General features: G+C 67.3%; 26 protein-coding genes, 1 tRNA gene and 1 riboswitch. Of the genes, 20 read left to right on the top strand and 7 right to left on the bottom strand.

The features are described 5' to 3' along the window. Positions 1 to 47: 47 nt before the first annotated feature. Together GV027_RS06445 and GV027_RS06440 are read right to left on the bottom strand one after the other, a co-directional pair. Positions 48 to 1,190, bottom strand: coding sequence for an endo-1,4-beta-xylanase (locus tag GV027_RS06445; RefSeq protein ID WP_236559069.1), 1,143 nt, complete (start codon positions 1,188 to 1,190; stop codon positions 48 to 50). Between the two features lie 209 nt (positions 1,191 to 1,399). Then, positions 1,400 to 3,571 carry a TonB-dependent receptor gene (locus GV027_RS06440; protein ID WP_159511325.1) on the bottom strand — a complete coding sequence of 724 codons (2,172 nt, stop codon included), beginning with the start codon at positions 3,569 to 3,571 and terminating at the stop codon, positions 1,400 to 1,402. A gap of 168 nt (positions 3,572 to 3,739) precedes the next feature. Then, a riboswitch (cobalamin riboswitch) is annotated at positions 3,740 to 3,980 on the bottom strand. Positions 3,981 to 4,198: 218 nt separating this feature from the next. On the opposite strand from GV027_RS06440, the gene GV027_RS06435 reads away from it, so the two are divergent. The 9 genes from GV027_RS06435 to GV027_RS06400 all read left to right on the top strand — a co-directional run bounded on the left by GV027_RS06435 (position 4,199) and on the right by GV027_RS06400 (position 13,598). Continuing rightward, entirely contained in the window at positions 4,199 to 5,899 is a 1,701-nt protein-coding gene (locus GV027_RS06435) for a catalase (RefSeq protein ID WP_159511324.1), read from the top strand. Positions 5,900 to 5,969: 70 nt separating this feature from the next. Beyond that, positions 5,970 to 6,542, top strand: coding sequence for an ankyrin repeat domain-containing protein (locus tag GV027_RS06430; RefSeq protein WP_159511323.1), 573 nt, complete (start codon positions 5,970 to 5,972; stop codon positions 6,540 to 6,542). Positions 6,543 to 6,617: 75 nt separating this feature from the next. Then, positions 6,618 to 6,827 carry a hypothetical protein gene (locus tag GV027_RS06425; RefSeq protein ID WP_159511322.1) on the top strand — a complete coding sequence of 70 codons (210 nt, stop codon included), beginning with the start codon at positions 6,618 to 6,620 and terminating at the stop codon, positions 6,825 to 6,827. Between the two features lie 141 nt (positions 6,828 to 6,968). After that, positions 6,969 to 9,281, top strand: coding sequence for a glycoside hydrolase family 127 protein (locus tag GV027_RS06420; protein WP_159511321.1), 2,313 nt, complete (start codon positions 6,969 to 6,971; stop codon positions 9,279 to 9,281). A 109-nt stretch (positions 9,282 to 9,390) separates the two neighbouring features. Next, on the top strand, positions 9,391 to 10,323 hold the full coding sequence (locus tag GV027_RS06415) for an NAD(P)/FAD-dependent oxidoreductase (protein WP_159511320.1): 933 nt from the start codon (positions 9,391 to 9,393) through the stop codon (positions 10,321 to 10,323). A gap of 126 nt (positions 10,324 to 10,449) precedes the next feature. Beyond that, positions 10,450 to 11,889: a 3-isopropylmalate dehydratase large subunit gene (gene leuC, locus GV027_RS06410; protein WP_031441613.1), complete on the top strand. Its 1,440-nt coding sequence runs from the start codon at positions 10,450 to 10,452 to the stop codon at positions 11,887 to 11,889. Continuing rightward, positions 11,886 to 12,011 carry a hypothetical protein gene (locus GV027_RS21675; RefSeq protein ID WP_261362615.1) on the top strand — a complete coding sequence of 42 codons (126 nt, stop codon included), beginning with the start codon at positions 11,886 to 11,888 and terminating at the stop codon, positions 12,009 to 12,011. The genes leuC and GV027_RS21675 overlap by 4 nt, the downstream gene beginning before the upstream one ends. Next, complete coding sequence (gene leuD / locus GV027_RS06405) at positions 12,008 to 12,637, top strand: 3-isopropylmalate dehydratase small subunit (RefSeq protein WP_031441614.1); 630 nt, start codon at positions 12,008 to 12,010, stop codon at positions 12,635 to 12,637. The genes GV027_RS21675 and leuD overlap by 4 nt, the downstream gene beginning before the upstream one ends. Then, the gene (locus GV027_RS06400; protein ID WP_201302583.1) at positions 12,600 to 13,598 is read left to right on the top strand and encodes an NADPH:quinone oxidoreductase family protein; all 999 of its coding nucleotides are present in this window, start codon (positions 12,600 to 12,602) and stop codon (positions 13,596 to 13,598) included. Before leuD ends, GV027_RS06400 begins: the two co-directional genes overlap by 38 nt. A gap of 24 nt (positions 13,599 to 13,622) precedes the next feature. On the opposite strand, the gene GV027_RS06395 is transcribed toward GV027_RS06400, so the two are convergent. After that, positions 13,623 to 13,820, bottom strand: a complete 198-nt coding sequence (locus GV027_RS06395; protein ID WP_159511319.1) for a hypothetical protein — start codon at positions 13,818 to 13,820, stop codon at positions 13,623 to 13,625. A 150-nt stretch (positions 13,821 to 13,970) separates the two neighbouring features. Here GV027_RS06395 and GV027_RS06390 point away from each other — a divergent pair, with 150 nt between their 5' ends. The 11 genes from GV027_RS06390 to GV027_RS06340 all read left to right on the top strand — a co-directional run bounded on the left by GV027_RS06390 (position 13,971) and on the right by GV027_RS06340 (position 22,005). After that, positions 13,971 to 14,294 carry a DUF1476 domain-containing protein gene (locus GV027_RS06390; RefSeq protein ID WP_031395262.1) on the top strand — a complete coding sequence of 108 codons (324 nt, stop codon included), beginning with the start codon at positions 13,971 to 13,973 and terminating at the stop codon, positions 14,292 to 14,294. A gap of 4 nt (positions 14,295 to 14,298) precedes the next feature. Further along, complete coding sequence (locus tag GV027_RS06385) at positions 14,299 to 14,529, top strand: BolA family protein (RefSeq protein WP_031395261.1); 231 nt, start codon at positions 14,299 to 14,301, stop codon at positions 14,527 to 14,529. A 10-nt stretch (positions 14,530 to 14,539) separates the two neighbouring features. Further along, positions 14,540 to 14,866, top strand: coding sequence for a Grx4 family monothiol glutaredoxin (grxD, locus tag GV027_RS06380; RefSeq protein WP_031395260.1), 327 nt, complete (start codon positions 14,540 to 14,542; stop codon positions 14,864 to 14,866). Between the two features lie 351 nt (positions 14,867 to 15,217). Then, a complete protein-coding gene (locus tag GV027_RS06375; protein WP_031441616.1) occupies positions 15,218 to 15,586 on the top strand; it encodes a BlaI/MecI/CopY family transcriptional regulator in 369 nt (122 codons plus the stop codon). Continuing rightward, entirely contained in the window at positions 15,583 to 17,205 is a 1,623-nt protein-coding gene (locus GV027_RS21670) for a M56 family metallopeptidase (RefSeq protein WP_159511318.1), read from the top strand. Before GV027_RS06375 ends, GV027_RS21670 begins: the two co-directional genes overlap by 4 nt. A 148-nt stretch (positions 17,206 to 17,353) precedes the next feature. Further along, positions 17,354 to 18,205 (top strand): MBL fold metallo-hydrolase, encoded by an 852-nt coding sequence (locus GV027_RS06365; RefSeq protein WP_159511317.1) that lies wholly within the window; start codon positions 17,354 to 17,356, stop codon positions 18,203 to 18,205. After that, positions 18,190 to 18,930, top strand: coding sequence for a DUF4230 domain-containing protein (locus tag GV027_RS06360; RefSeq protein WP_159511316.1), 741 nt, complete (start codon positions 18,190 to 18,192; stop codon positions 18,928 to 18,930). The genes GV027_RS06365 and GV027_RS06360 overlap by 16 nt, the downstream gene beginning before the upstream one ends. Positions 18,931 to 18,944: 14 nt before the next feature. Next, positions 18,945 to 19,949, top strand: coding sequence for a quinolinate synthase NadA (gene nadA / locus GV027_RS06355; protein ID WP_159511315.1), 1,005 nt, complete (start codon positions 18,945 to 18,947; stop codon positions 19,947 to 19,949). Further along, positions 19,946 to 20,791 (top strand): carboxylating nicotinate-nucleotide diphosphorylase, encoded by an 846-nt coding sequence (gene nadC, locus GV027_RS06350; protein ID WP_159511314.1) that lies wholly within the window; start codon positions 19,946 to 19,948, stop codon positions 20,789 to 20,791. Before nadA ends, nadC begins: the two co-directional genes overlap by 4 nt. Before the next feature lie 66 nt (positions 20,792 to 20,857). Further along, on the top strand, positions 20,858 to 21,280 hold the full coding sequence (locus GV027_RS06345; protein WP_031395952.1) for a hypothetical protein: 423 nt from the start codon (positions 20,858 to 20,860) through the stop codon (positions 21,278 to 21,280). 5 nt (positions 21,281 to 21,285) lie between these two features. Further along, a complete protein-coding gene (locus GV027_RS06340; RefSeq protein WP_443029550.1) occupies positions 21,286 to 22,005 on the top strand; it encodes a ribonuclease T2 family protein in 720 nt (239 codons plus the stop codon). Between the two features lie 7 nt (positions 22,006 to 22,012). Here the strand turns inward: GV027_RS06340 and GV027_RS06335 are convergent, their stop codons facing one another. From GV027_RS06335 to GV027_RS06320, 4 genes are all read right to left on the bottom strand, one after another. Further along, positions 22,013 to 22,438, bottom strand: a complete 426-nt coding sequence (locus GV027_RS06335; RefSeq protein ID WP_159511313.1) for a DUF4112 domain-containing protein — start codon at positions 22,436 to 22,438, stop codon at positions 22,013 to 22,015. 5 nt (positions 22,439 to 22,443) lie between these two features. Further along, on the bottom strand, positions 22,444 to 23,802 hold the full coding sequence (locus GV027_RS06330; RefSeq protein ID WP_236559068.1) for an ABC transporter substrate-binding protein: 1,359 nt from the start codon (positions 23,800 to 23,802) through the stop codon (positions 22,444 to 22,446). Positions 23,803 to 23,897: 95 nt separating this feature from the next. Then, positions 23,898 to 23,981: transfer RNA gene (locus GV027_RS06325), tRNA-Leu, on the bottom strand. Positions 23,982 to 24,045: 64 nt separating this feature from the next. Next, on the bottom strand, positions 24,046 to 24,327 hold the full coding sequence (locus GV027_RS06320) for an integration host factor subunit beta (protein ID WP_031393082.1): 282 nt from the start codon (positions 24,325 to 24,327) through the stop codon (positions 24,046 to 24,048). Positions 24,328 to 24,378 lie beyond the last annotated feature (51 nt).

Raw genomic sequence — 24,378 nt, 5'->3', positions numbered from 1 at the left:
CCCTGGGCGCCGCGCGACTACCGCGGCGCCCTTTTTTTGTCCGGGCGTCAGGCGCGGGGCGGGGCGGCAGCAAGCGCGGCGGCGATCGCCGTGTACATCGGTTTGGGCTTGAACGCGGCGTCATAGGGGCAGGGGCGGCGGCGGGCCTTGTCCTTGCGCGGCTCGAACCCCTCGATCCAACTATAGCGGTCGGTCATTCCCCACAGCAGCACGTCGCGAAGCTGCGGATAGGCGAGCATGACGTCGAGATAGCCGCGCGTGAAATCGGCCACCGCCTGGTCGCGGACCGTAAAGTCGGCGGGGAGTGCGTTGTCGCGGACGTCGAGCTCGGTGATCACCAGCCCATAGCCCATCGCGGTGACCGCATCGAGGAAGCGGCGCCACTCGCCCTCGAGCCCTGCGATCGTCGCACGCGCGTCGATTCCCTGGGTGACGAGGTGAGATTGCACCCCCAGCGCATCCACCGGCACGCCGCGCGCCTTAAACCCTTCGAGCAGCTTGAGCACGCCGGCGCGGTGCGTGGCGTTGCCGGGCTCCCAGCTCATATAGTCGTTATAGACCAGCTGCGCGTGCGGCGCGACGCGGCGCGCGGTGTGGAAGGCGAGGTCCAGCGTTGCCTCGGGACTGCCCAGCGCGCGCGACAAAGCGGTCTGGTACAGGCTCGCATCCTTGGGATCGACCGCCTCGTTGACGACGTCATAGCTGCGGATCCGCGTGCCATAGCGACGGCATACCGTCGTGATATGGTCGACCAGCAGGTTTTCGGCGGCGCGCGCGGGGGTCGCGCCGAAATCATGCGCTTCTTCCCAGCGCGGCATCCATTTGGGCTGATGCCACAGCAGATTATGCCCGCGCACCGGCAGCGCGTTGGCATCCGCCCATGCCATCATCGCATCGAACCGGGTGAAGTCGAAGCTGGTCGCGCTCGGTCGCAACGCCTGCCACTTCATCTCGTTTTCGGCGACGAGCAGACCACAGTCGCGCTTGAGCAGGTCGGCATAGGCCGGGTTCGCGAACGAGCCCCGATCGGCACCGGCGGCACCCCATGCGAAACTCGACCCCATCCGCATCCCCTTGGCCGCGGCGATGCCGTGCAGGCCGGTCGGCGCAGGTGCGGCCGTTCCACGGGCGCCGGCCGATACGGCAAGACCCGTCAGCATCGCCAGCCCGGTGCGTCGCGTAATTTCCACAGCACATCCTCTCTTTTATGATAGCGCTAACGCTGGCGGTTTCTCGTCAACAGGTCAATCCCGAACCCATTGCTTTGGTACGTGAACTCCAGTGGTTGGCCGATGACGAAACCATTCGGGTGGCATGCTGAACGGCAGGCGAGCCCGCCGCTGCGCGGCAGAACCATGCCCGCTGTCGGGGCCTTGCCAGCCGCCGGTCACGGGGCGCGCTAGAAGCCGACGCGAAGCGAGACGTCGACCGCGCGGGGACGGCCGAGGACCCATTGCTGGTTGTTGTAGGTGCTGATCGCATAGTCCCGGTCGAACAGGTTGTAGCCGTGGATGTCGACCGCGAGCCGCGGCGTCACTGCATATGAGAGCGTTGCATCGACCGTGGCGTAGCTGGGGACGCGGAAGCTGTTCGCATTGTCCGAATAGCGGCGTCCGACGTAGCGCAGTCCGGCGCGCGCCTGGAGCGTGCGCGTCGCGTTCCAGCGCAGCCAGAGATTGGCAAGCGTCTCGGGCACGTCCGGCGGGGTATTGCCATCGAAGCGCATACCGCCTGAGACGAAGTCGTCGAACGTCGCGTCGAGCACGCTGCCGTTCGCATCGATCCCGACACCGTAAGGCAGATCGAGCGACACCGCGGCCTCGATACCCCTGGCCGATCGCTGGCCGACCTGCTCGACCGGGCTCGCCGGGGTCAGCTGTGCCAGCAAGCGCTTCTTGACGATGCGGTAGGCGGCGACGGTGGCGGTGCCGCGACCGTCGAGGAACACCGCCTTCGCGCCGACCTCGACCTGGTCGCCGACCGCGTTGCTGAACTGCACCTGCCCGGTCGAATAGGTCGTCAGCGTCCCCAGCGGGTCCACGCCGGTGGCATATTGCCCATAGAGCGACACCGTCGGGATCGGCTGATAGACGCTCCCGACCCGCCAGGTCACATTGTGCAGCCGCTTGTCGAGCGCGAAGGTCTCGGTGGTGGCGCCGCCCGGATAGTCGATCGACCAGCGGCGGATCGTGTCGCGCTCGAAGCGGACGCCACCGACGATCGAGACGTGCGTTCCGAGCTTCAGCCGGTCCTCGGCGAAGACCGCATATTCGGTCGTGCGCGTGCGATAGCGCGGTGCGATGCCTTGCGTGTCGATGATCAGACCGGGATCGAACGCGAAGGGATCGACCTCCGAAACCTGCGGGTCAGACCCGAAATTGTGGGAATATGTCAGTTTGATAAGGTTGACATCGAAGCCCATGACCAAGTCGTTGCCGACGCCATCGGCGATGCCCGTCCTGAACGTCACGCTGCCCTGGTCGCCCCACTGCGTCTGATCATGGACGATGCCGGTCATGTCGGTACGCAGGATGCCACCGGGTGTGCCGGTGTTGCCACTGCCGTTGGCGCAGACCCCGTCTGCGGCGACCCAGCAATAGGTTTCGAGATTGAGCCAGGAGCGTTTGGAGCTGAGGCGATAGGCCTGGTTGCTGACGGTGACCACATCGCTCGGCGTCCAGTCGACCTGCAGGCTGGTGCGGTTGTCCCGGTAGCGGATGACGCCGTCGCGTGTGTTGTAGTTGCGCTCCCGGATGCGGTCGTCGAGCCGACCGTCGATCAGCGGCGTGCCGAAATAGCGCATCGGCTTCTGGTCGCCATAATCGTCACGCGCGGTGACGACGAGCGTGTCGGTCGGTGCCCAGCGCAGCGTGCCCGACACGGCATGGCTGCGTGACTGGCCACGATCGACATAGCCGTCGGACCGACGATAGCTGCCGTCGATACGGTAGGAGAGGCGCTCGGTGATCGGCCCCCCTGCGCCCGCCGCGACATGCAAGCTGTCCTGCGACCCATAGCCGATCTCGCCCTCCACGTGCGTCCGCTGCGTATCGGGTTTGCGCATCAGGACATTCACCGCGCCGCCCAGTGCGCCCTGGCCGTAGAGCACGGAGGCCGGGCCGCTCAGGATGTCGATCCGCTCGACCATCCACGGATCGGTCGGAAAGGTGATCGTGCCGGCCGCCGGGAACAGCCTGATGCCGTCGATGAGCTGGAGCACGGATCCCTGACCGCTGAAGCCCCGCGCCGAGAGTGCGGTGCCGCCATTGCCGGGATTGCCCACGTTGCTGATGCCCGGTGCGCGACTCGTCGCATCGATCACGGACAGGTCGCCTCGCGCGCGGATCATGGCGCCGTCGATGACCGAGAGCGTCGCGGGAGTCTCGAGCGGCGTGAGGCCCAGGCGGCTGCCGGTCCCATTCGGCGTGGTGAGCGTGTCCTGGGCATGCTGTCCGACGACCAGGATGTCTTTGGTCTCGGGATCCGGCGCGGACTGCGCGTCGAGCGGTGCTGCGAAGACAGGCGACAGAATAGCCCCCGCGAGCGCGAGGCGGGACAATAGGAACGGCATTACGGTAATCCCCCGGGCGTCTGGCGAACCCGGCAGGGACCTCCCGCGAACGGCCGACATCCGCGCCAGCCGGACGCGATTGCGACCGGCACGCATGCCCGTGCGGTCCCCACCGCACACGTCGTCGCTCGACGGAGTACCGTGCCGCGGCCACCCCCTGGGCCAGGCAAGAGCGACCAGACGCCGGCAGGTCTCCTGGCTCACGGGTCATCACACGATGCACGGCCTTCCCAGGCCCTCATGACGAAACGTCTGGCCCAGTGGCTGCTCCTTCCTTTGCAGGAAGAAGCGAAATGCATCGCGCTCGCCGCTTACAGTTGCAGGGACAGCCTCGGCTTCAGGTGGCGAACCACCCTCACCGCGTTCCCTATTAAGCCCCTTTCAGGGCACCGACGCGATCATGCCGCCCTGCTCGGATCGAACAGGTCAGCGGCCCCGGTCTATCCCGGTCAGGATCGTTCGGCAATCGTCCGGCGAGCGGCACGATGGCGGCTCGATCGTCCCGCTCGATTGCTGTGATCCAGAAGCTCCGTTTGGCGCGATGCGCGTCCTCGATCAGGAGGCGGCGGTGCCGCGCGCTCTGTGCGGGGATGCCACGCTGATGGCATGCAGGATTAAGGGATCGAGATGAAGAACGTGAAGAGCCGTCAGGCCGTGACGGCGATGCTGCTGGCTGCGGCATCGGCTGGTGCCATGATCCAGCCGGTCGCCGCGCAGACGGTGGCGCCGGCCGAGACGCAGGCGGAAACCCGCATGACGACCGCGGCGGCACCGTCCAGCGCCGGCAAGCCCGCGCTGGCGCAGGCCGGTGTGGCCGGCACGGTCGAAGCCAAGGGTGATTCAGCCAGTGTCGCCGCGCCGCAGATGACCCGCGACAATGGTGCGCCGATCGGCGAGAACCGCCACTCGAAGGCGGCGGGCGACCTTGGCCCCGTCCTGCTCGAGGACACGACGCTGATCGAGAAGCTCGCACGCTTCGACCGTGAGCGCATGCCCGAGCGCGTCGTCCATGCCCGCGGAACCGGTGCCCACGGCGTGTTCACCGCGACCGCGGACATTTCGAGCATCACCGACGCATCGCTGTTCATGCCCGGCAAGCAGACGCCGGTGTTTGTCCGCTTCTCGACCGTGATCCACCCCTCGGGCAGCCCAGAGGGCATGCGGGATCCGCGCGGCTTTGCGACCAAATTCTATACCGATCAGGGCAATTGGGATCTGGTCGGCAACAACCTGCCGATCTTCTTCATCCGCGACGCGATCCAGTTCCCGGACATGATCCACGCGCTCAAGCCCTCGCCTGTGACGAACAAGCAGGACCCCAATCGCTTCTTCGACTTCTTCTCGGCCACGCCCGAGGCGACCAACATGCTCGCGCATGTCTATTCGAACCTCGGTACGCCGGCATCCTACCGGACGATGGACGGCAACGGCGTCCATGCCTTCAAGCTGGTCAATGCCAAGGGCGAAACGGTGTTTGCCAAGTTCCGCTGGATCAGCCGCCAGGGCGTGCGCAACCTGAACGGCGCGCAGGTGGCGACCGCGACCTGGAACTACCTGACCGACGACCTCTATGGCGAGATCGGCAAGGGCAACTTCCCCGTCTGGGACCTGATGGTGCAGACGATGTCGGCGTCGGCGTTCGCCAAGCTCGACTATAATCCGTTCGACGACACCAAGGAATGGCTGGGCGTGCCGTTCCGCAAGATCGGCGAGATGACGCTCAACAAGGTGCCGACCAACTTCTTCGACTATACCGAGCAGTCGGCGTTCGCACCGGCCAACCTCGTGCCGGGGATCGAGGCGTCGCCGGACCGGATGCTGCAGGGTCGGCTGTTCTCCTATTCGGACACGCAGCGCTATCGCATCGGCGCCAATGCGATGCAGTTGCCGGTCAATCGTCCGCTCACGAGCGTCGTCAACAATTACCAGGACGGCCAGCTCGACCACGCCAACCGCGCGTCCGACGTGAATTATTTCCCGGCGGCGACCGCGGCAAAGTCGACCGATGCCCGCTTCCGCGCCGCGCCCTATGGCGTCGACGCGACCGTCGATGCGAAGCCGATCGCCAAGACCAACAACTTCGCGCAGGCGGGCGAATTCTACCGGGCGCTGAAGCCGCAGGACAAGGCGGATCTGGTCACCAACCTGGCGGGTGATCTCAATGTCGTGACGTCGGCGCGGACGAAGACGATCATGGTCAGCTACTTTTACCAGGCCGACAAGGACTTCGGCACGCGCCTGGCAACCGCGGTGAACGTGCCGATCGCCGACGTGTCGCGCGCGGTGGCGGACTATCGTGCCGCCAACCCGGGCCAGAGCGCCCGCTGATCCCGGGGCAGGGGGTGCGCCACGGCGCGCGCCTCCTGCCGTGGCAGACTTTAAGGAAACGAGACCGACGATGCTGACTTATCTTGCCGCGCTGCTCGCCGCGGCCGGTCCACAGGCCGCTGCGACCGAGCGACAGACGCCCCCTGCGGTCGCGGCCTTGCCATCACCCGAGCGTCGCCAGCAGCTGCTGTTCGAGGCGGCCCGGCTCGGCCGGACGGACATGATCGATCCGCTGCTCAAGGCCGGCGCCGACATCAATGCCTATGACGAGCGCGGTTTCACGCCTCTAATTTTGGCGGCGTATAACGGGCAGCTTGCCACGGTCGACGCGCTGATCGGCAAGGGCGCCGACGCCTGCCGTCCGGATCGCGACCAGGGCAACAGCGCGCAGATGGGTGTCGCGTTCAAGGGCGAGGATGCGATCGCGGCACGGCTTCTGAAGGCAGGGTGCGACGTGAACGCGCGCAATCATGCCGGGCAGACCGCGCTGATGATGGCATCGCTCTTCAATCGCCGGACGCAGGTCGATCTGTTGCTGGCGGCGGGTGCGGACCGGACGATCGAGGATGCGGCGGGACGATCGGCAGGTTCGGTCGCGGCCGGGCAGGGCAACGCCGCGATGGCGGAACGCGTCAAGCGCTGACGCAAGTCTTCGGGCGGGCGCGTCACTACCGTTCCGCATTGACGCGGCGCGGTATCCGGGGCCATCGCGTTGGCCATGACCAAGAGCAAGGGACGCACCGGCGCACACGCGCGCGCCAATATCCAGCCTGCGCCGACAGCCGCCGAGCTCGACGCAGCCAGGCGCGAGGCTATCCAGATCGAGGGGCGGCTCGCCGGCCTCGCGGCCGGGCATCCGTCGGTCAAGATCTGGAAGGCCCGCCTCCGCGTCGCGCAGGCGGTGATCGCTCGCGCGCCGCGCGACTGAGACGCTCATAGAGGTGCGGCCGGGTCTGGATCACGGCGCACTGATGTTCACGATCACACCGCCAGCAGATGTCGGTAGCGGGATTTACTCCGACAAGTGAAGCCGATAGCCTGTGTCTAAAGACGTGGCTGGGAGAGTGACATGGGTTGGACGCGTCGCGGTGCGCTAGGCGCAGGGATTGCGCTGGGTGCGGTGCCGCCATTCGCCTTGGCGGCGGCGGGTGCACCCTCGGCGGCGACCCCCTTTCCGCTGTCGCAGGTGCGGTTGCGGCCGTCGATCTTCCTGACGTCGGTGCAGGCGAACCAGCGCTATCTGCTGTCGCTCGATGCGAACCGTCTGCTGCACAATTTCCATGCCGGGGCAGGGTTGCCGACCAAGGGCGAAGTCTATGGCGGATGGGAGTCGCGCGGGATCGCCGGGCATTCGCTCGGTCTTTATCTCAGCGCACTGTCCCTGATCTATGCGCAGACGGGGGATCAGCAATTCCGTGACCGCGCGGCCTATATCGTCGCCGAACTCAAGACGATCCAGCGGAAGCAGGGGGATGGCTATGCCGGCGGGACGACCGTCGAGCGTGACGGCAAGACCGTCGATGGCAAGGTGGTATACGAGGAGCTGCGCAAGCGGGAGATCCGGTCGACCGGGTTCAGCCTGAACGAAGGATGGGTGCCGCTGTACACCTATCACAAGGTCATGGCGGGCGTGCTCGACGCGCACCGGCATGCCGGACTTGCAGAGGGTCTGGCCGTGGCGATCGGACTTGGGAGCTATCTCGGCACGATCCTGGAGGGACTGAACGACGTCCAGGTCCAGGACATCCTGCGGACCGAACATGGCGGGCTGACCGAATCCTATGCCGAGCTGTACACGCGAACCGGCAATCGCCGCTGGCTGACGCTCGCCGAACGGTTGCGGCATCACGCGATCGTCGACCCGCTCAGGGACGCGCGCGACGACCTCGCGGGGCATCATGCCAACACGCAGATCCCGAAGATCGTGGGGGAGGCGCGGCTGCATGAGCTGACCGGCGATACCGATCATGCCAGGGTCGCGCGGTCGTTCTGGACGATCGTGACGCGCGACCACAGCTATGTCATCGGCGGCAATTCGGACCACGAGCATTTCGGTGAGCCGCGCAAGCTTGCCCAGCGGCTCGACCAGCAGACGTGCGAGGCGTGCAACAGCTACAACATGCTGCGCCTGACCCGGCATCTCTATGGCTGGACCGGTGATGCGCGCTATTTCGACTTTTACGAGCGCGCGCATCTCAACCACATCATGAGCCAGCAACACCCCGACACGGGGATGTTCACCTATTTCACCGCGCTGGCGCCGGGCATGGGGCGCGTGCATTCGAGCCCGACCGAGGATTTCTGGTGCTGTGTCGGGTCGGGCATGGAAAGCCATTCGAAGCATGGCGAGAGCATCTACTGGAAGCGCGGCGATGCGGTTGCGATCAACCTCTATTATGCCTCCACGCTGGATGCCCCCGAGGCGAAGCTCGACATCGATACGCAATTCCCGCTCGGCGATACGGTGCGGATTGCGGTCAGGACAGCGCCACGGACGCTGGCGCTCCGCGTGCCCGGCTGGTGCGCCGCGCCGCTGTTGCAGGTGAACGGCAGAACGGCCGGCGTGCGCGACGGCGGCTATCTGCTGCTGACCGGGCTCAAGGCGGGCGATCAGATCGCCTTGTCGCTGCCCATGCCGTTGCGCGTCGAAGCGATGCCCGACGATCCCAGGCTGGTCGCGTTCGTCAGCGGCCCGCTGGTCCTTGCGGCCGATATGGGCGCGGGGGACCGTCGGTCCGACGGGCCGGACCCCGCGCTCGTCACCGATCGGGCGGAACCGGTGCTGGCGGCGGCGGGTGGATTGCACCGGTATCGACTGGGCGGGCAGGGCAAGCCGGGCGACCTGACGCTGCGGCCGTTTTTCGCGCAGCACGACAACCGCACCGCCGTCTATTTCCGCCGGTTCGGCACCGCCGAGTGGCCGACTGCGCAGCTCGCCTGGGCGCGTGCGTCGCAGGAGCGGGCGGCGCTGGCCGCGCGGACGGTCGATGTGATCCGGCTGGGCGAGCAGCAACCCGAGGTCGATCACGCGTTCGCCGACAGCGGCAACTCTGCGGCGGTGTCGCATGTCGCCGACCGCAGCCGCAACGTGAACGTCGGATATTTCGAATTCGACCTGGCGGTCGCGCCGGGGCCGCTGACGCTGCAGGTCGAATATGGCGGCGGGCAGCGCAACAAGGATTTTCGGATATTGGTCGACGGTACGCCGTTGGCGCGCGAGCAGCTCACGGGTGACGTCACCGCCGCCCGCAACGTCCGGACCTATCCGCTGCCGCCCGAAACCACGCGCGGCAAGTCGAAAATCCGCGTCCGCTTCGACTCCGACACATGGCAGGGGGTCGAGGTCTATACGGTGCGGACGATGCGATCCGAGACGATCTGACCGGTACGACGGAAATAGGTCTGGACGGTAAAGTCGGGGGATTTCCGGCTAGTCGGTGAGGTCCGGGGGCGGTATCGGGCCATCCCGCGGATCGTCGATCGGAGACGTCATGAAGGTTGCGATCATTGGTGCCGGCATTGCCGGCCTCAGCTGTGCGCTGCGACTCCAGCAGGGCGGCTGCGTGGTGACACTGTTCGACAAGGGACGCGGAGCGGGCGGTCGCATGGCGACGCGGCGGGTCGAGACGCCCGGCGGCATGATCGCGTTCGACCATGGTGCGCAATATCTGACAATGCGCGACCCGGATTTCGTGGCGGCTATGCAGGGCTGGGCGGCGGCGGGCGTCGTCGCGCGCTGGCCCGCGGCGGGGCCCGATGCCTGGGTCGGGACGCCGGGGATGAACGCGATCGTCGGGCATCTCGCGGCGCAGGCGGACGTCCGCTGGAACACCCAGGTCACCGGGCTGCGCAGGACGACGGCGGGATGGCAGGTCGATCCGGGCGAAGCGGACCTGTTCGACAGCGTCGTCGTCACGATCCCTGCGGAACAGGCGGCGGTGTTGCTCGCACCGCATGACGCGGCGATGGCGCGCGTCGCAGCGGACAGCCGGTCGGCGCCCTGCTGGACGGCGATGTTCGCGTTCGAGACGCCGCTCGCTATTTCCGACGACGTACTCAAGGATCGCGGCATCATCGGCTGGGCCGCGCGCAACAGCGCGAAACCGGGACGCGATGGTCCGGAGGCCTGGGTCGTCCAAGCGACGCCAAACTGGTCCCGCGATCATCTGGAGGACGCTGCGGAGACGGTGGTCGACCAGCTGCAGGCGGCGCTCGCCGCGCAGTGTGCCGACGCGCTGCCCGCGCCGATCGTCCGTGTCGGTCATCGCTGGCGCTATGCGCGCGCCGCGGTGGGCGAGGCCGGCTGTCTTTGGAATGCGGGTGAACGGATCGGGGCGGCGGGCGACTGGCTGCTGGCGCCGCGGATCGAGAGCGGCTGGCTATCCGGCCGACGCCTTGCCGAGCAGATGCTGGCAGACGCGTAACGACGGATCCCGGCGCCGCGCCCGGTCGTCATGCGGACCACGCATCGACGCGATCGGGCCATGGTCCGGCGCATGAAAATTGCCGTGAACCTTTGCGTGGCAGGCATTATCAGTTAACGGGGCCGCATGGCCACCCGTCCGCAGACACTCTACGAAAAGATCTGGGCATCGCACGTCGTCGAACGGCGCGACGATGGCACCTGCTTGATCTATATCGATCGCCACCTCGTCCACGAGGTGACCAGCCCACAGGCGTTCGAAGGCCTGCGCGTCGCTGGGCGGCGGGTGCGGCGGCCCGATCTGACGCTGGCGGTGCCCGACCACAATCTGCCGACGACCGCACGCGTCGACGCCGCGGGTGTGCCGCTGCCGATCGCCGATCCCGAAAGCGCGCAGCAGCTCGACGCGCTGCGTCGCAACACGACCGAGTTCGGGATCGACTATATCGACGCGACCGCGGTGCAGCAGGGGATCGTGCATGTCGTCGGGCCCGAACTCGGCTTCACGCTGCCCGGATCGACGCTGGTCTGCGGCGACAGCCACACCTCGGCGCATGGTGCACTCGGCGCGCTCGCCTTCGGGATCGGCACCAGCGAGGTCGAGCATGTGCTCGCCACGCAGACTTTGTTGCTGAGCCAGTCGAAGACGATGGAGGTCCGCGTCGACGGCACGCTGGGCTTCGGCGTCAGCCCAAAGGACGTGATTCTGGCGATCGTCGGGCGGCTCGGTGCTGCGGGCGGGACCGGTCACGTGATCGAATATACCGGCGACGTGATACGCGCGATGTCGATCGAGGGGCGGCTGACGGTCGCGAACATGTCGATCGAGGCGGGGGCGCGGGCCGGCCTCGTCGCGCCGGACGAGACGACCTTCGCCTATATCAAGGGCCGGCCGATGGCGCCGAGTGGCGAGGCGTGGGAGCGCGCGCTGGCCTGGTGGCGGACGCTGCCGAGTGATGCGGCGGCGTCCTATGACAAGACGGTCGTGTTGCAGGCGAGCGATATCGCGCCGGGCCTGACCTGGGGCACCAGTCCCGAGGACGTCGTGCCGATCACCGGCCATGTCCCCGACCCGATGAGCTTTGCCGACCCCGCCAAGCAGGCGGCGGCGCGCAAGTCGCTCGAGTATATGGGGCTGACGCCGGGTACCGCGATGCAGGACGTCGCGATCCAGCATGTCTTCATCGGCAGCTGCACGAACAGCCGGATCGAGGATCTGCGCGCGGCTGCGGCGATCGCGAACGGTCGGCGGGTCGCCGATGGTGTCCGCGCGCTGGTGGTCCCCGGATCCGGCCTCGTGAAGCGTCAGGCCGAGGCCGAGGGGCTCGACCGGATCTTCACCGGCGCGGGCTTCGAATGGCGCGAGCCAGGCTGCTCGATGTGCCTGGCGATGAATCCGGACAAGGTGCCGCCGGGCGAGCGTTGCGCCTCGACGAGCAACCGCAATTTCGTCGGACGGCAGGGGCCGGGTGCGCGCACGCATCTCGTCTCGCCCGCGATGGCGGCCGCGGCCGCGGTCACGGGACGGCTGAGCGACGTGCGCGACCTGATGGGACATGAGTTATGAAGCGTGTGATGATGCTGTTGATGGCCGGCGCGGTGATGAGTGGCGTTGCAGCCTATATGGCGGCGGCGCGGACGCTGCCGGGCACCGGACGTGTCGCCCCGGCCGAAACCGGCCCGCGATGAAGCCCGTCTCGACGGTTTCGGGGCGCGCCTATCCCTGGGGGGCGAAGAACGTCGATACCGACGTGATCATCCCCGCGCATTGGCTGAAGACGATCACGCGGACGGGGCTCGGGCGCGGCGCGTTCGAGACGGTCCGTGCGCAGCCGGACAATGTGTTTGACGATCCCCGCTATTCCGGCGCGCCGATCCTGATCGCGGGCGACAATTTCGGCTGTGGGTCGAGCCGCGAGCATGCCGCCTGGGCGCTCGCCGACATGGGCATCGCCGCGGTGATCGCGCCGAGCTTCTCGGACATCTTCTCGGGCAACGCGTTCAAGAACGGCATCATCGCCGTCGTCCTGCCGCAGGATGCGATCGACCGGCTGATCGAGGTTGCACGGACCGACAGCGTGACGATCGACCTCGAATCGATGACCGTCACCACGCCGTTCCAGGACCGCTTCGTCTTCGATCTCGACGCGTTTCGCCGGCAATGCCTGATCGAGGGGCTGGACGAGGTCGGGCTGACACTGGCAAGAGATACCGCGATTTCAAAATTCGAGGAGGCGGTGGCCGAACATCGCCCCTTTCTGGAGAGGGAAAGCGGTTATGCGGGCATTGCTGTCGAAGGCGTCGGGCGGACCTGAAACTCTGATATTGTCGGAACTGCCTGATCCGGTCGCCGCGCCGGGCCAGGTCGTGATCGCCGTCAAGGCCTGCGCGATCAACTTTCCCGACGTGCTGATCATCGAGGACAAATATCAGTTCAAGCCCGAACGCCCCTTTGCACCCGGCGGCGAAATCGCGGGTATCGTCGCCGAGGTCGGTGATGGGGTCGAGGGCTGGGCGGTCGGCGACCGGGTGATCGCGATGCTCGGTCATGGCGGACTGTCCGAAAAGGTCGTCGCCGACCCGGCCAAGCTCTATCGCCTGCCCGAGGGGCGCGACTTTGCGGAGGGCGCTTCGCTGATCCTGACCTATGGCACGACGATCCATGCCTTGCTCGACCGTGGGCATTTGAAAGCGGGGCAGACGTTGCTCGTGCTGGGCGCGGCGGGCGGCGTTGGGCTGGCGGCGATCGAGCTTGGCAAGGCGTTCGGTGCGCGGGTCGTCGCTGCTGTCTCGTCCGAGGAGAAGGCGGCCGCCGCGCGTGCGGCGGGTGCCGACGCGACGATCGTCTATGCACGCGCGCCGTTCGACAAGGACCAGTCCAAGGCGCTGGCCGAGCAGTTCAAGGCAGCCGTCGGCAAGGCGGGTGCCGACGTGATCTACGATCCGGTCGGCGGAGACTATGCCGAGCCTGCGCTGCGCTCGATCGCGTGGGAAGGGCGGTATCTGGTCGTCGGCTTCCCCGCCGGTATCCCGCGGCTGCCGCTCAACCTGACGTTGCTCAAGAGCTGCGACGTGTGCGGTGTATTCTGGGGTGCGTTCGCTGCCCGTGACCCGAAGGCCAACCAGGCGCATATCGAAACGCTGTTCGAGCTGTGGCGCGACGGCAAGATCGCGCCGCGGGTGACCGAGCGGTTCGCGCTCGAGGACGGTGGCAAGGCGATCGCGAAGATGGCCGCACGCGCCGCGATCGGGAAGCTGGTCGTCGAACTCGGCTGATGACTTCTCGCGCGCCGTGCCGGTTCAGAGCAGGCGCGAGATCGTCATGACGATCGCCATCCACAGCACGGCGGATGCGGCCGCGCCGAGTGCCACGCCGTGCGCGATCGTGGGGAATCGGGTGTCATCATAGTCCCCGGCACTGATCGGCGGCGCTGCGCGGTGCCGCGGTGCGGCGGTGTCGGACGGCGGCGAAATGCTCCTTGGACGGCGGCCAGTCATTCTACTCTCCATGCCCGTGCCCTGTGTCACGTGACTGTCTTATAGATGATGGATGTGCCGGCATTGTTCCAGAGCCGCACCAAATTATTGCGGAGCCGCGGACCGCTACCTATCTGCTAAGCTCGACACGCCGGAGGGAACACGTGCGCCATGACGACTTTTGACGATCGCGAGCGATCTTTCGAGGCAAAATTTGCCCGCGACGATGAACTCGCATTCCGTGTCACGGCGCGGCGCAATCGGTTGCTGGGGCAATGGGCCGCGGCCGAGATGCGGCTGACCCGCGAGGAGGGCGACGCCTATGCGACGGCCTTGGTTCACGCCGATCTCGAAGGCGGGGGCGACGACGATGTCGTCCGCAAGCTGGTCGGCGACATGACTGCCGCGGGTCTCGATCATGACGAGGCGACGGTGCGCCGTGCGCTGGCGACGCAGATGATCGAGGCGCGTCGCCAATTGATGGAGGCCCAGTAATCCGATGCCGATGACCGCCGACGATATCCGCACAATGATTCGCGACGCCATTCCCGACGCCGAGGTCGAGATCACCGACTTGGCAGGGGACGGTGATCACTATGCTGCGCGCGTGACCAGCGCGAGTTTTGCCGGGCTGAGCCGGGTGAAGCAGCACAAGAGCGTTTACGACGCGCTGGGGGGCCGCATGGGCGGCGTTCTTCATGCGCTGCAACTGACCACCGTGATTGCATAAGGACGACGACATGACTGACGACACGCACGCGCGCATCGACGCGCTGGTGAAGGCCAACCCCGTGGTACTCTTCATGAAGGGCAGCCCGCTCTTCCCGCAATGCGGGTTTTCGAGCCGCGCGATCGCGATCCTCAACCATCTCGAGGTCGAGTTCGAGAGCGTCGACGTGCTGCAGGACCAGGGCATTCGCCAGGGCATCAAGGCCTATTCGGACTGGCCGACGATCCCGCAGCTCTATGTCGATGGCGAATTCCTCGGCGGATCGGACATCATGATGGAGATGTACGAAAGCGGCGAACTGAAGCAGGTCCTGGACGCGCAGAAGGCGGCAGGCTGAGTATTAGACGAGGCTCTGGATCGCGCGGGGGTATCTGGCCGCCGCGCGGTCCGGGCTTGAAGGGTACCGGGTGAGGGTGGACCGGTGCGAGACCTGAATGACAGCGACCCGTCCACCCTGCATAAGCGCTGAACGCTCGGTAACGCATGAGACGGTGCAGGCGATGTGCCAGTTCGCCCGAGTTGCGGACTTTCCCCGGTTTCGATGGTTAATCGGCCGCAGCGCCGACCGCTGATCGTAAAGAAACTCGACACAGACGGTCATCGGCGTCGATCGCGAAACCGTAAGAAACTGACATTGACTACGACCGTAAACGAGCTGATTACAAGCGTAGTCAGTAAGGAGTGAGTCGTGGCCGAACGGATCAGTGATGCCGAACACAGCGTCATGGAGGTGCTGTGGGACGAATCCCCGCTCAGCGCGCAGGATGTCGCCGAACGCGTCGACCCGGCGCGCGGCTGGAGTGCCAACACGGTCAAGACGTTGCTCGGGCGGCTGATCGCGAAATCGGCGATCACGCATGAGGAGGATGGCCGGCGCTACCTCTATCGTCCGACCGTCGCGCGCGGTGATTATGTCGCGGGCGAATCGCGGCGGCTGATGGACCGGCTGTTCGGCGGCAGGCTGACGCCGCTGGTCGCGCATCTCGCCGAACGCGACGAACTGACCGCGCAGGACATTGCCGAGATCGAGGCGTTGCTGAAGGATCTCAAGGCATGAGCGCGGGGCCAATCCTTTCCGGGGGGATCGGAGACGGCCCCGCCGCCGCCCCCCAGTCGATCGATACGGCCGCGCTCGCGGGCTGGGCGAGCGACGCGCTGATCGCATCGACGCTGCTGATGCTCGTCGTGCTGCTGGTCCGCGCGCCGGTGCGCCGCGCCTTCGGGGCGCAGGTCGCCTATGCGCTCTGGGCGCTGCCCGTGTTGCGGCTCGTCCTGCCGTCGATGCCCGAGACGTGGCACGCGGCGGCGACGCCCATTACGCGCGCTGGCGAGACGATCAGCGTCTACATGATCGCGCCCGCTGCAACGGCCGCGACGACGGGGGCAACGATGGCTGCGGCGACACCGGATGTGGTGGAACCGTCGTTCGGCGCTGTTGTTGCGGGAGTGTTCGGGGGCGGGCTCGGCAGCGCGCTGGGCGCCGCATGGGCGGTCGGGGCGCTTGGGCTGCTCGTCTGGCATCTGCTTCAGCATCGACGGTTCTGCCGGCGGATGCTCGACAGCGCGGACCGGCTCGACGACCGCGACGGGGTGCGCGTGATCGCCACCGCGGCGGCGCCGGGGCCGCTCGCCTTCGGTCTCGTCCGCCGCTACGTCGCGTTTCCGCGTGATTTCGCGGATCGCTATGACGCGGACGAGTGCGAATTGGCGCTCGCGCACGAGATTGGCCATCACCAGCGCGGCGACCTGTTCGCCAACTGGGTGGCGCTGGTCGTGCTCGCGCTTCACTGGTTCAACCCGGTCGCCTGGCATGCGTTTCGCCAGTTCCGCGCGGACCAGGAGCTTGCCAACGACGCACGCGTGCTCGCCGGCCGGTCCGCGGTCGACCGCCACATCTATGCCTGCGCGATCGTCAAGGCGGCGCATGGCGGCGCGGTCTCGGCCGCGTGTCACCTCCACACCATCACCGATCTGAAAGGGAGATTGCGCATGTTGACGACTTCTCGGATTTCACGCGGCCGGATCGCGACGGGGGCGGCCTCGGTCAGCCTGCTGGTCGCGACGGGGCTCGCGCTGACCGCTTCGGGCACCAAGGCCGCCACGGCGATCCGTGCCGGTGTCGAGGACCGCGTGGCGCCGGTCGCGCCAGCGGCGCCCCTGCCACCCCTGCCACCTATGCCAGTCTTGACCCCGGTCGCACCCGTAGCGCCTGTCGCGCCCGCTGCGCCGCTTACCGCACGCCCCGCCGACGCGCGTCAGGTCACGACGATCGTCACGCGCGACGGCAAGACCGTCAGCACGCGGGTCATCCGTGCGAAGCCGGGCAGCACGATCGTCGCGTCGGGGATGGTACCCGAGGTGACCGAACGCACCTGCGTCGATGGCAAGGACGGGCCCGGCAAGCACTATGTGATCGACCGGACCGAAGGCGGCGTGCGCAAGATGGTCATCTGCACCAATCGCATCGAACAGGCCGCCGCCGACGCTGCCACCGCCGCGATCAACAGCCGCGAGATCGAGGCGAGCGCTTATGCCTCCGCACTCGCCGGTCTGAAGATCGCGCGGGCGTCGATCGAGAAGAACACCGATATGACCGCTGCGCAACGCCGCGAGGCGCTCGCCGGCATCGACGAGGGGCTGGCCGAGGTCCAGGCGGACATGGCCAAGCGGGATTGACCGGCATTCTGGGGTAGGGGCGGTGCCTGCGGCCCTGGATCCTGACTTTCCGTCCGGATGACGGAATCGGGGTGGGGTCGCAGGGTCGGGCGGCGGGGTCTCGGGTTCGGGTCTTGCCATGCGGGCCGCCAGCCGCCATTTCGGGGGCATGGCTGAGCATCCGACCGGCATCCCGATCCAGCTCGAGCCGCTCGTCGTCCGCGTGCTCGCGCCGAACGCGTCGCCCTATACATTTACTGGCACGCAGACGCATATCGTCGGGACGACCGCGCTGGCGGTGATCGATCCCGGGCCCGACGATCCCGCGCATCTCGATGCCTTGCTCCGCGCGATCGATGGCCGCCCCGTTGCCGCGATCGTCGTCACGCATCATCACCGCGACCATAGTCCGGCGACGCGCCCGTTGCAGGCCGCGACCGGCGCGCCGATCGTCGGCGCCGCCGCATTCGCGCCCGGTGTTGCGGCCAATAGTTCGTTCGACGCGCTCTATGCACCCGATCGCGTGCTGGCGGACGGCGAGACGGTCGGCGCGGCGGGCTGGACGCTTGAGGCGATCGCGACGCCGGGGCATACGTCGAACCATCTCGCCTTCGCCCTGCGCGAGAGCGGGGCGCTGTTCTCGGGCGATCACGTCATGGGCTGGTCGACCAGCGTCGTCGTGCCGCCCGATGGCGACATGACCGACTATATGGCGAGCCTCGAGCGGCTGCTGGGACGCGACGACCGTGTCTATTATCCAGGGCATGGCGAGGCGATCGAGCGGCCGCAGCGGCTGGTGCGCGGGATGCTCGGCCACCGCAAGCAGCGTGAGGGACAGATCCTTCGTCTGCTGCGCGAGGCGCCGCGCGGTGTCGCGGCGCTGGTCGAGCGTATGTATGTCGGGCTCGATCCGCGGCTGGTGCCGGGCGCCGAGGGATCGGTGCTAGCGCATCTGTACGATCTGCGCGGTCGCGGGCTGGTCGGCGAGACGGAAGGGGATGGTGCATGGCGGATGGCGTGAACGAGGACAGCCGCGGCACGGACGGTGCGCGGCGTGGCGGGGTCGGGTCGTTCCTGGCCAAGGCGGCGGGGGTGTTGGTGCTGCTCGCGCTGGCCGCGCTGATCGCGCTGTGGGGCGTGCAGCGTTACGTGCAGAGCCGGCTGGCGCCCGACCCGACGACGATCGCGAGCGCCAGCCTGGAGGGGCTGCGCGAACAGAATCGGCTGTCGACCTTTGCCGCCAGGTTCGTCGCGGTGGTGACGTCGCGCCAGTCGCAACTGGGCTTCACCACCGAGAAGACGCTGATCATGCCGGGGATGGTCCGCTATGAGGTCGATCTGGGCAAGCTGTCGCAGCGCGACGTCGCCTGGGATGCCGCGACGCGGACGCTCGCGGTGCGACTGCCGCCGGTCGAGGTGGAGGGGCCGCAGATCGACCTCAATGCGCTGCGCGAATATGGTTCGGGCGGCGTACTGGCGACGCTGACCGATGCGGAGAAGCGACTCGACACCGCCAATCGGCGCGCGGGCCAGATCGAACTGGTCCGCCAGGCGCGCGAGCCCGCGATGATCCGGCTGGCGCGCGACGCGACGCGGCGTGCGGTCGAGCGGAGCTTCGCGATGCCGCTGCGCGCGGCGGGGGTGGATGCGACCGTCAGCGTGCGCTTCGCCGACGAGGCGCAGGCGTCGACCGAGCGATGGGACACGTCGCGTTCGCTGCAGGACGTGCTAGGGAACCGCAACTAAACCGGGATACGACAATGGAACTCCACCAGAATTTTGCGGGCATCGACATTCGCGGCGAGATCGAGCGGCTCCGCAAGGAGAAGAACGCGATCATCCTCGCGCATTATTACCAGAAGCCCGAATTGCAGGACATTGCCGATTTCGTCGGCGACAGCCTCGACCTGTCGCGCAAGGCGGCAGCGACAGAGGCGGATGTCATCGCGTTCTGCGGCGTGCGGTTCATGGCGGAGACCGCCAAGATCCTGTCGCCCGACAAGATCGTCGTGCTGCCCGACATGGATGCCGGCTGCAGCCTCGAGGACAGCTGTCCCCCCGAACAGTTCGCCGCGTTCCGCGCGAAGCATCCCGATCACATCGCGCTGACGTACATCAACTGCTCGACCGAGGTGAAGGCGCTGTCCGACATCATCGTGACGTCGTCGTCGGCCGAGAAGATCCTGTCACAGCTGCCCGCCGACCAGAAGATCATCTTCGGCCCCGACCGCAATCTCGGCGGCTATCTGGTCCGCAAGACCGGACGCGAGATGCTGTTGTGGCCGGGCGTGTGCATCGTCCACGAGGCGTTCAGCGAAAGCGAGCTGCTCAAGCTCAAGGCCGCCAATCCGGGCGCGCCGATCGTCGCGCATCCCGAATGCCCGCCGATCATCCTCGACCATGCCGATTATATCGGGTCGACGCGCGGCATCCTCGATTATGCGATGGCGATGCCGGGCGACACGCTGATCGTCGCGACCGAACCGCACATCATCCACCAGATGGAAAAGGCGCTGCCGAACAAGCGGTTCATCGGTGCGCCCGGCGCCGACGGTAACTGTAACTGCAATATCTGCCCGTACATGGCGCTCAACACGATGGAGAAGCTGTACGTCGCGCTGCGCGACCTTTCGCCGCGGATCGAGATCGAGGAGGGGCTGCGGCTCCAGGCGAAGAAGAGCCTCGATGCGATGCTGGCGATGGCCTCGGGCACCGTCGGGATGGGCGATCTCGGCCCGGCGCAGACGAGCGGGACGCGTTCGTGAGCGCAGCGCTGGCGGGCTTCGACATCGATAGGTTCGTCGCTGCGACGCTGGCCGAGGATCTGGGGACGATCGGCGACATCACCTCTGCGGCGGTGATCCCCGCCGAGGCGCGCTTTGCCGGGGTGATGGACAGCCGCGACGCGATCACCGTCGCCGGCCTCGCCCTTGCCGATGCGTTCTTCCGCGCGCTCGATCCCGAGGTCCGGATCGAGCATCTCGTAAAGGACGGGCAGGCGGTCGCTGCGGGTACCGAGCTGATGCGGATCGAGGGCCGCGCGCGCGCGATGCTGACCGCCGAGCGGTCCGCGCTGAACACCGTCCAGCACCTGTCGGGTGTGGCGACGATGACGCGGGCCTATGTCGATCGGATGCAGGGCACCGGCGCCATCCTGCTCGACACGCGCAAGACGATCCCCGGGCTGCGCGTGCTCGAAAAATACGCGACCCGCATGGGCGGTGCGAAGAACCACCGCATGGGGCTGTGGGATGCGGCGATGATCAAGGACAATCATGTCGCGGTCGCCGGCGACGTCGGCGAGGCGGTGCGCCGGGCGAGGGATGCGGGCATCGCGCAGATCATCGTCGAGGTCGACCATGTCGACCAGATCGAGCCCGCGCTGGCGGCGGGGGCGACGCACCTGCTGCTCGACAACATGCCGACAGATATCCTGCGCGGTGCGGTCGCGCTGGTCGATGGCCGCGTGCCCACCGAAGCATCGGGCGGCGTGTCGCTCGACACGATCCGCGCGATCGCCGAGAGCGGGGTCACCTATGTCTCGGTCGGGCGGCTGACCCAGTCCGCGCCCGCCGCCGATATCGGGCTCGATTTCGCGACGCTTTAACTGGCGCGCGGGCAGAGACGCGGTATCGTGCCGCCACGACATGATCGCGAAGTGAACAGGGTGAAAATGCGTCCCAAATCCGTTGTATTGGCCGAATGGCTGTATCTCGCCTCGATCGGTCTGCTGATCGCGGTCAGCGTGCTGACCTGGGATGCCGCGGTCGCGCAGGGCGGCTTCGCACTGGCGGCAGGGGTGACGGCGTTCGGCGTCGGACTGTCGCTGCTGCTGCTGATCCTCACGACGCGCAGGGGTAGCCGGGTTGCCCTGTGGCTGCTCGTCGCGCTGACGGTGCTCGGCGCCGCTGGGGTGATGCTGCAGGTCGCGACGGGGGTGCTCGCGACGGGGCTGATCGGGATGCTGACGATCGCGCAGCTCGTGCTGACGATCCTGCCGATCGTCCTGCTGTTCCGGCCGCGCGCGCGCGCCTGGTTTGACGAGGTCGCGGACCGCGGCATCGACGACGATGCCGAAGAGGAGATCGAGGCATGATGCGGATGAACCGACTCGCGGGCATGATGATCGTCGCGGGGCTGTCGGCGCCGGGCATCGCCGCGGCGCAGGCCTATAGCTGTTCGGCGCCCATGGGCGGCACCGATCGCGTCCGCCCCGACCTGCCGTCCGCGCGCGAACCTGCGCGGATCCTGCCGATCGCGAGCTATACGCTCGCCATCACCTGGGCCCCGCAATATTGCCGCGAGAAGGGCGACCAGCCGAGCGCCCGGTTTCAGTGCGGGGCGGGCAACCGGTTCGGCTTTACGCTCCACGGCCTGTGGCCCGACGGCGCGGGCAAGACCTGGCCGCAATATTGTCGCGCGACCGCGATCGTCCCGCAGGCGGTGATCAAGCGTCAGCTCTGCACGACGCCGTCGGCGCAGCTGATCCAGCATGAATGGGCCAAGCACGGGACCTGCATGCCGGGCTATCAGCCCGCACGCTATTTCCGCCAGTCGAGCAGCCTCTACGCCAAGCTGCGCTATCCCGACATGGACACCCTGTCGCGAAGCCCGCTGACCGCCGGGCAGTTCGCCACGGCGATGGCGAATGCCAATCCCGGTCTTAACGCGGCCATGATGCGGGTCACGACGACCAAGCAGGGCTGGCTCGACGAGCTCTGGATCTGTCTCGACACCGCCTTCCGCTACAAGCGCTGTCCCGCGCACGCCGGCGGGGTCACGCAGGGCGCGCCGATCAGGATCTGGCGCGGCGAAAGCTGACCCGCACTCAGCCGGCCAGCGTGACGGTCGAGGGGTGGTGCTTGTCGAGGTGACGCTTGATGATCCGCAGGTTGCGCGTGTTCGACCGGAACATGAAATCCGCGGCATCGCCGACGAACGGCACCAGTCCGAGCGCTGCGTCGAACCCGACATTGCCCATCATCCGGGCAAGCTGGAACTTCGACATGCCGAGGTTACGCGCCTCCCAGACGAGCCAGCTCCCCATCAGCGCACCGATCAGGTCACCGACGACGGGGATCAGACCGACGATCGCATCGGGTCCGATCGCGCGGTTGATCCCGGGAACCATGAACGCGCGTTCGAGGATCCGCTCCAGCGCCTCAACCCGGGCGCGGACCGAGGCCGGATCCTGACCGATCGCGAAGCTGCTGGCCAGCGTGACGGGATCGATGCGAGTGGCATTGTTGGTCATGCGACTCACTTGGTGTCGGGACGAAGCCTGTTCAACGGGTGCCAGGCCCGGCTGTTCGGCTGCCATTGTTGCAGCCGCGTCGCGACCAGCGACCAGCGGAGCGGCCGTGCGAGCGGAATGAAGGGCACGTCCTCGTTCAGTGCGGCATCGGCCGCCGCAATCCGCTGGCTGCGTTCGGCGAGCGTCGGTGCCGCACGCGCGGCGTCGAGTGCCGCCTGTGCGGGGGCGCTGCAGACGATGCAGGCGTTCGCCAGGTACCAGCGCGCGCTGTCATAGGGCGCTACCAGGTCGATCAGCCGCAGATCGGCGGGGGCGTCGATCGCGACGCGCTCGGGCAGGATACCGATCCGGAGCAGGGCGGCGGCGACATGTGCGTAGAGGATGGTCGCGCCCGATCCGGCGGGCAGCGCGATCCGCATCGCGATCGGCGCGCTCTGCGCCTGCTCGCGCCATGTCGCGACCCGTAACCGGGCACCCGCGCGGCGCTCGTCCTGGTTCAACAGCGTCCATGACGGCACCTGCGGGAGCCCGGCAGAGTCGAGCGGTTCGGCGAGGATGCGGTCCGCAGCCTCCCAATTGGGGGCGATCGCGGCGGTCAGCGCACTGCGATCGATTGCCTGTGAGATTGCCGCGCGGTTCGCTGCCTCGGCAAGGAAGCCCGTCCGCGAAACGATCGCGAGCCCGAACAACCCGACTGCGGGGTCGACCCGGATCGCGGCGGGGGTGATATCAGCCGTCGCGAGAAGCGGCCAGTCGGCGAAGCTGCCGCCGCTGACCAGGTCCGAGTCGCGATGCGCAAACCGCGCGATCGCCCGCGCGGCGCGCTCGCCGATCAGGCGGACGTCACGTTCGGGCTGCATCTCGAGCTGGTCTTCGGGGTCGGCGCGGTTGAGATCATAGACCGGGCGCAACAGCGGCGCGGCGCCGGGCTGGGCGATGCGGAACGGGCCGCTGCCGCCGGGCGGGCGCAGACGCAGCAGCGCGAGTTCGGGCTGTGCGAACAGCTTGAGCAGGTCGGGACGCGGCCGCGACAACCGGACCTCGATCACCTGCGGCGTCATCACGACGATCTCGTCGACCGCGCTGAGAAAGGGAGCGAGCGGATTGCGCGAAGCCGGCATGATCTGGCGTTTGAGCATCGCGACGATCTGGTCCGCGGTGATGCGGCTACCGTCGCTCCACGTGGCTTCGCGCAGGCGGAAAATATAGCTCATGCCATCATCGATGACGATCCAACGTTCGGCGAGGCCGGGCTCGATCTGGCCGGTAGCATCGAACCGGACCAGCCCCTGCGCCGTCGAATCGATCAGCAGGCGCGAGGGGAGGTCGATCGGGCCCCGGCGGGCATCCGCGGCAGCAGGCACACCACCGATCGCGCTGACGACGACAGCCCCCGAGTCGCGGCGCCGGTTGCAGGCCGCCGGTGCGAAGAGCAGCGCGGCGGCACAGGCAAGCGTGATGGTGCGGACGGCGGGACTCGAACCCGCACTCCAGGGGAGGGAGATTTTAAGTCTCCTGCGTCTACCGGTTTCGCCACGTCCGCACACGGGAGTCAGAAAGACGAGGTCGAGCGCAGGGTCAACCCATGTTGGACCCGCAGGTGCCGCTCAATCGACGTTAAGACGCGAGCGCATTTCCTTGCCGGGCTTGAAATAGGGGACGCGCTTGGCGTCGACGGCGACGACTTCGCCGGTCCGGGGATTGCGTCCCGTCCGCGCATCGCGCGCGCGCGTGGAAAATGCGCCGAAGCCGCGCAGTTCGACCCGGCCGTCGGCGGCCAGGCGCTTCGATATCTCGTCGAAGAAACACGAGACGATCAATTCGACCTCGCGCGGCTCCAGGTCCGGATGCGCATCGGTCAGTTTTTGAACAAGCTCAGATCTGATCATGGTAACGAGCCCCCGCCCATATGTGATAATACTGATTTAGGTCAGTAATTG

Source organism: Sphingomonas sp. T1 (assembly GCF_902506585.1).
GTDB classification, from domain to species: domain Bacteria; phylum Pseudomonadota; class Alphaproteobacteria; order Sphingomonadales; family Sphingomonadaceae; genus Sphingomonas; species Sphingomonas aerolata.
The sequence above is the reverse complement of the archived record's forward strand: the minus strand, read 5'-3'. Positions and strand labels throughout refer to the sequence as shown.

What these genes read in the sequence shown, in the direction of transcription:
- GV027_RS06340 (WP_443029550.1), top strand. Translation starts at nt 21,286, where the DNA reads ATGAACCGACTCGCGGGCATGATGATCGTCGCGGGGCTGTCGGCGCCG.
- GV027_RS06415 (WP_159511320.1), top strand. Translation starts at nt 9,391, where the DNA reads ATGAAGGTTGCGATCATTGGTGCCGGCATTGCCGGCCTCAGCTGTGCG.
- GV027_RS06395 (WP_159511319.1), bottom strand. Translation starts at nt 13,820, where the DNA reads ATGACTGGCCGCCGTCCAAGGAGCATTTCGCCGCCGTCCGACACCGCC.
- GV027_RS06345 (WP_031395952.1), top strand. Translation starts at nt 20,858, where the DNA reads ATGCGTCCCAAATCCGTTGTATTGGCCGAATGGCTGTATCTCGCCTCG.
- GV027_RS21675 (WP_261362615.1), top strand. Translation starts at nt 11,886, where the DNA reads ATGAAGCGTGTGATGATGCTGTTGATGGCCGGCGCGGTGATGAGTGGC.
- GV027_RS06390 (WP_031395262.1), top strand. Translation starts at nt 13,971, where the DNA reads ATGACGACTTTTGACGATCGCGAGCGATCTTTCGAGGCAAAATTTGCC.
- grxD (WP_031395260.1), top strand. Translation starts at nt 14,540, where the DNA reads ATGACTGACGACACGCACGCGCGCATCGACGCGCTGGTGAAGGCCAAC.
- leuD (WP_031441614.1), top strand. Translation starts at nt 12,008, where the DNA reads ATGAAGCCCGTCTCGACGGTTTCGGGGCGCGCCTATCCCTGGGGGGCG.
- GV027_RS06385 (WP_031395261.1), top strand. Translation starts at nt 14,299, where the DNA reads ATGCCGATGACCGCCGACGATATCCGCACAATGATTCGCGACGCCATT.
- GV027_RS06365 (WP_159511317.1), top strand. Translation starts at nt 17,354, where the DNA reads ATGGCTGAGCATCCGACCGGCATCCCGATCCAGCTCGAGCCGCTCGTC.
- GV027_RS06430 (WP_159511323.1), top strand. Translation starts at nt 5,970, where the DNA reads ATGCTGACTTATCTTGCCGCGCTGCTCGCCGCGGCCGGTCCACAGGCC.
- GV027_RS06320 (WP_031393082.1), bottom strand. Translation starts at nt 24,327, where the DNA reads ATGATCAGATCTGAGCTTGTTCAAAAACTGACCGATGCGCATCCGGAC.
- nadA (WP_159511315.1), top strand. Translation starts at nt 18,945, where the DNA reads ATGGAACTCCACCAGAATTTTGCGGGCATCGACATTCGCGGCGAGATC.
- GV027_RS06435 (WP_159511324.1), top strand. Translation starts at nt 4,199, where the DNA reads ATGAAGAACGTGAAGAGCCGTCAGGCCGTGACGGCGATGCTGCTGGCT.
- GV027_RS06360 (WP_159511316.1), top strand. Translation starts at nt 18,190, where the DNA reads ATGGCGGATGGCGTGAACGAGGACAGCCGCGGCACGGACGGTGCGCGG.
- GV027_RS06425 (WP_159511322.1), top strand. Translation starts at nt 6,618, where the DNA reads ATGACCAAGAGCAAGGGACGCACCGGCGCACACGCGCGCGCCAATATC.
- GV027_RS06420 (WP_159511321.1), top strand. Translation starts at nt 6,969, where the DNA reads ATGGGTTGGACGCGTCGCGGTGCGCTAGGCGCAGGGATTGCGCTGGGT.
- GV027_RS06400 (WP_201302583.1), top strand. Translation starts at nt 12,600, where the DNA reads ATGCGGGCATTGCTGTCGAAGGCGTCGGGCGGACCTGAAACTCTGATA.
- GV027_RS06440 (WP_159511325.1), bottom strand. Translation starts at nt 3,571, where the DNA reads ATGCCGTTCCTATTGTCCCGCCTCGCGCTCGCGGGGGCTATTCTGTCG.
- GV027_RS06335 (WP_159511313.1), bottom strand. Translation starts at nt 22,438, where the DNA reads ATGACCAACAATGCCACTCGCATCGATCCCGTCACGCTGGCCAGCAGC.
- leuC (WP_031441613.1), top strand. Translation starts at nt 10,450, where the DNA reads ATGGCCACCCGTCCGCAGACACTCTACGAAAAGATCTGGGCATCGCAC.
- GV027_RS21670 (WP_159511318.1), top strand. Translation starts at nt 15,583, where the DNA reads ATGAGCGCGGGGCCAATCCTTTCCGGGGGGATCGGAGACGGCCCCGCC.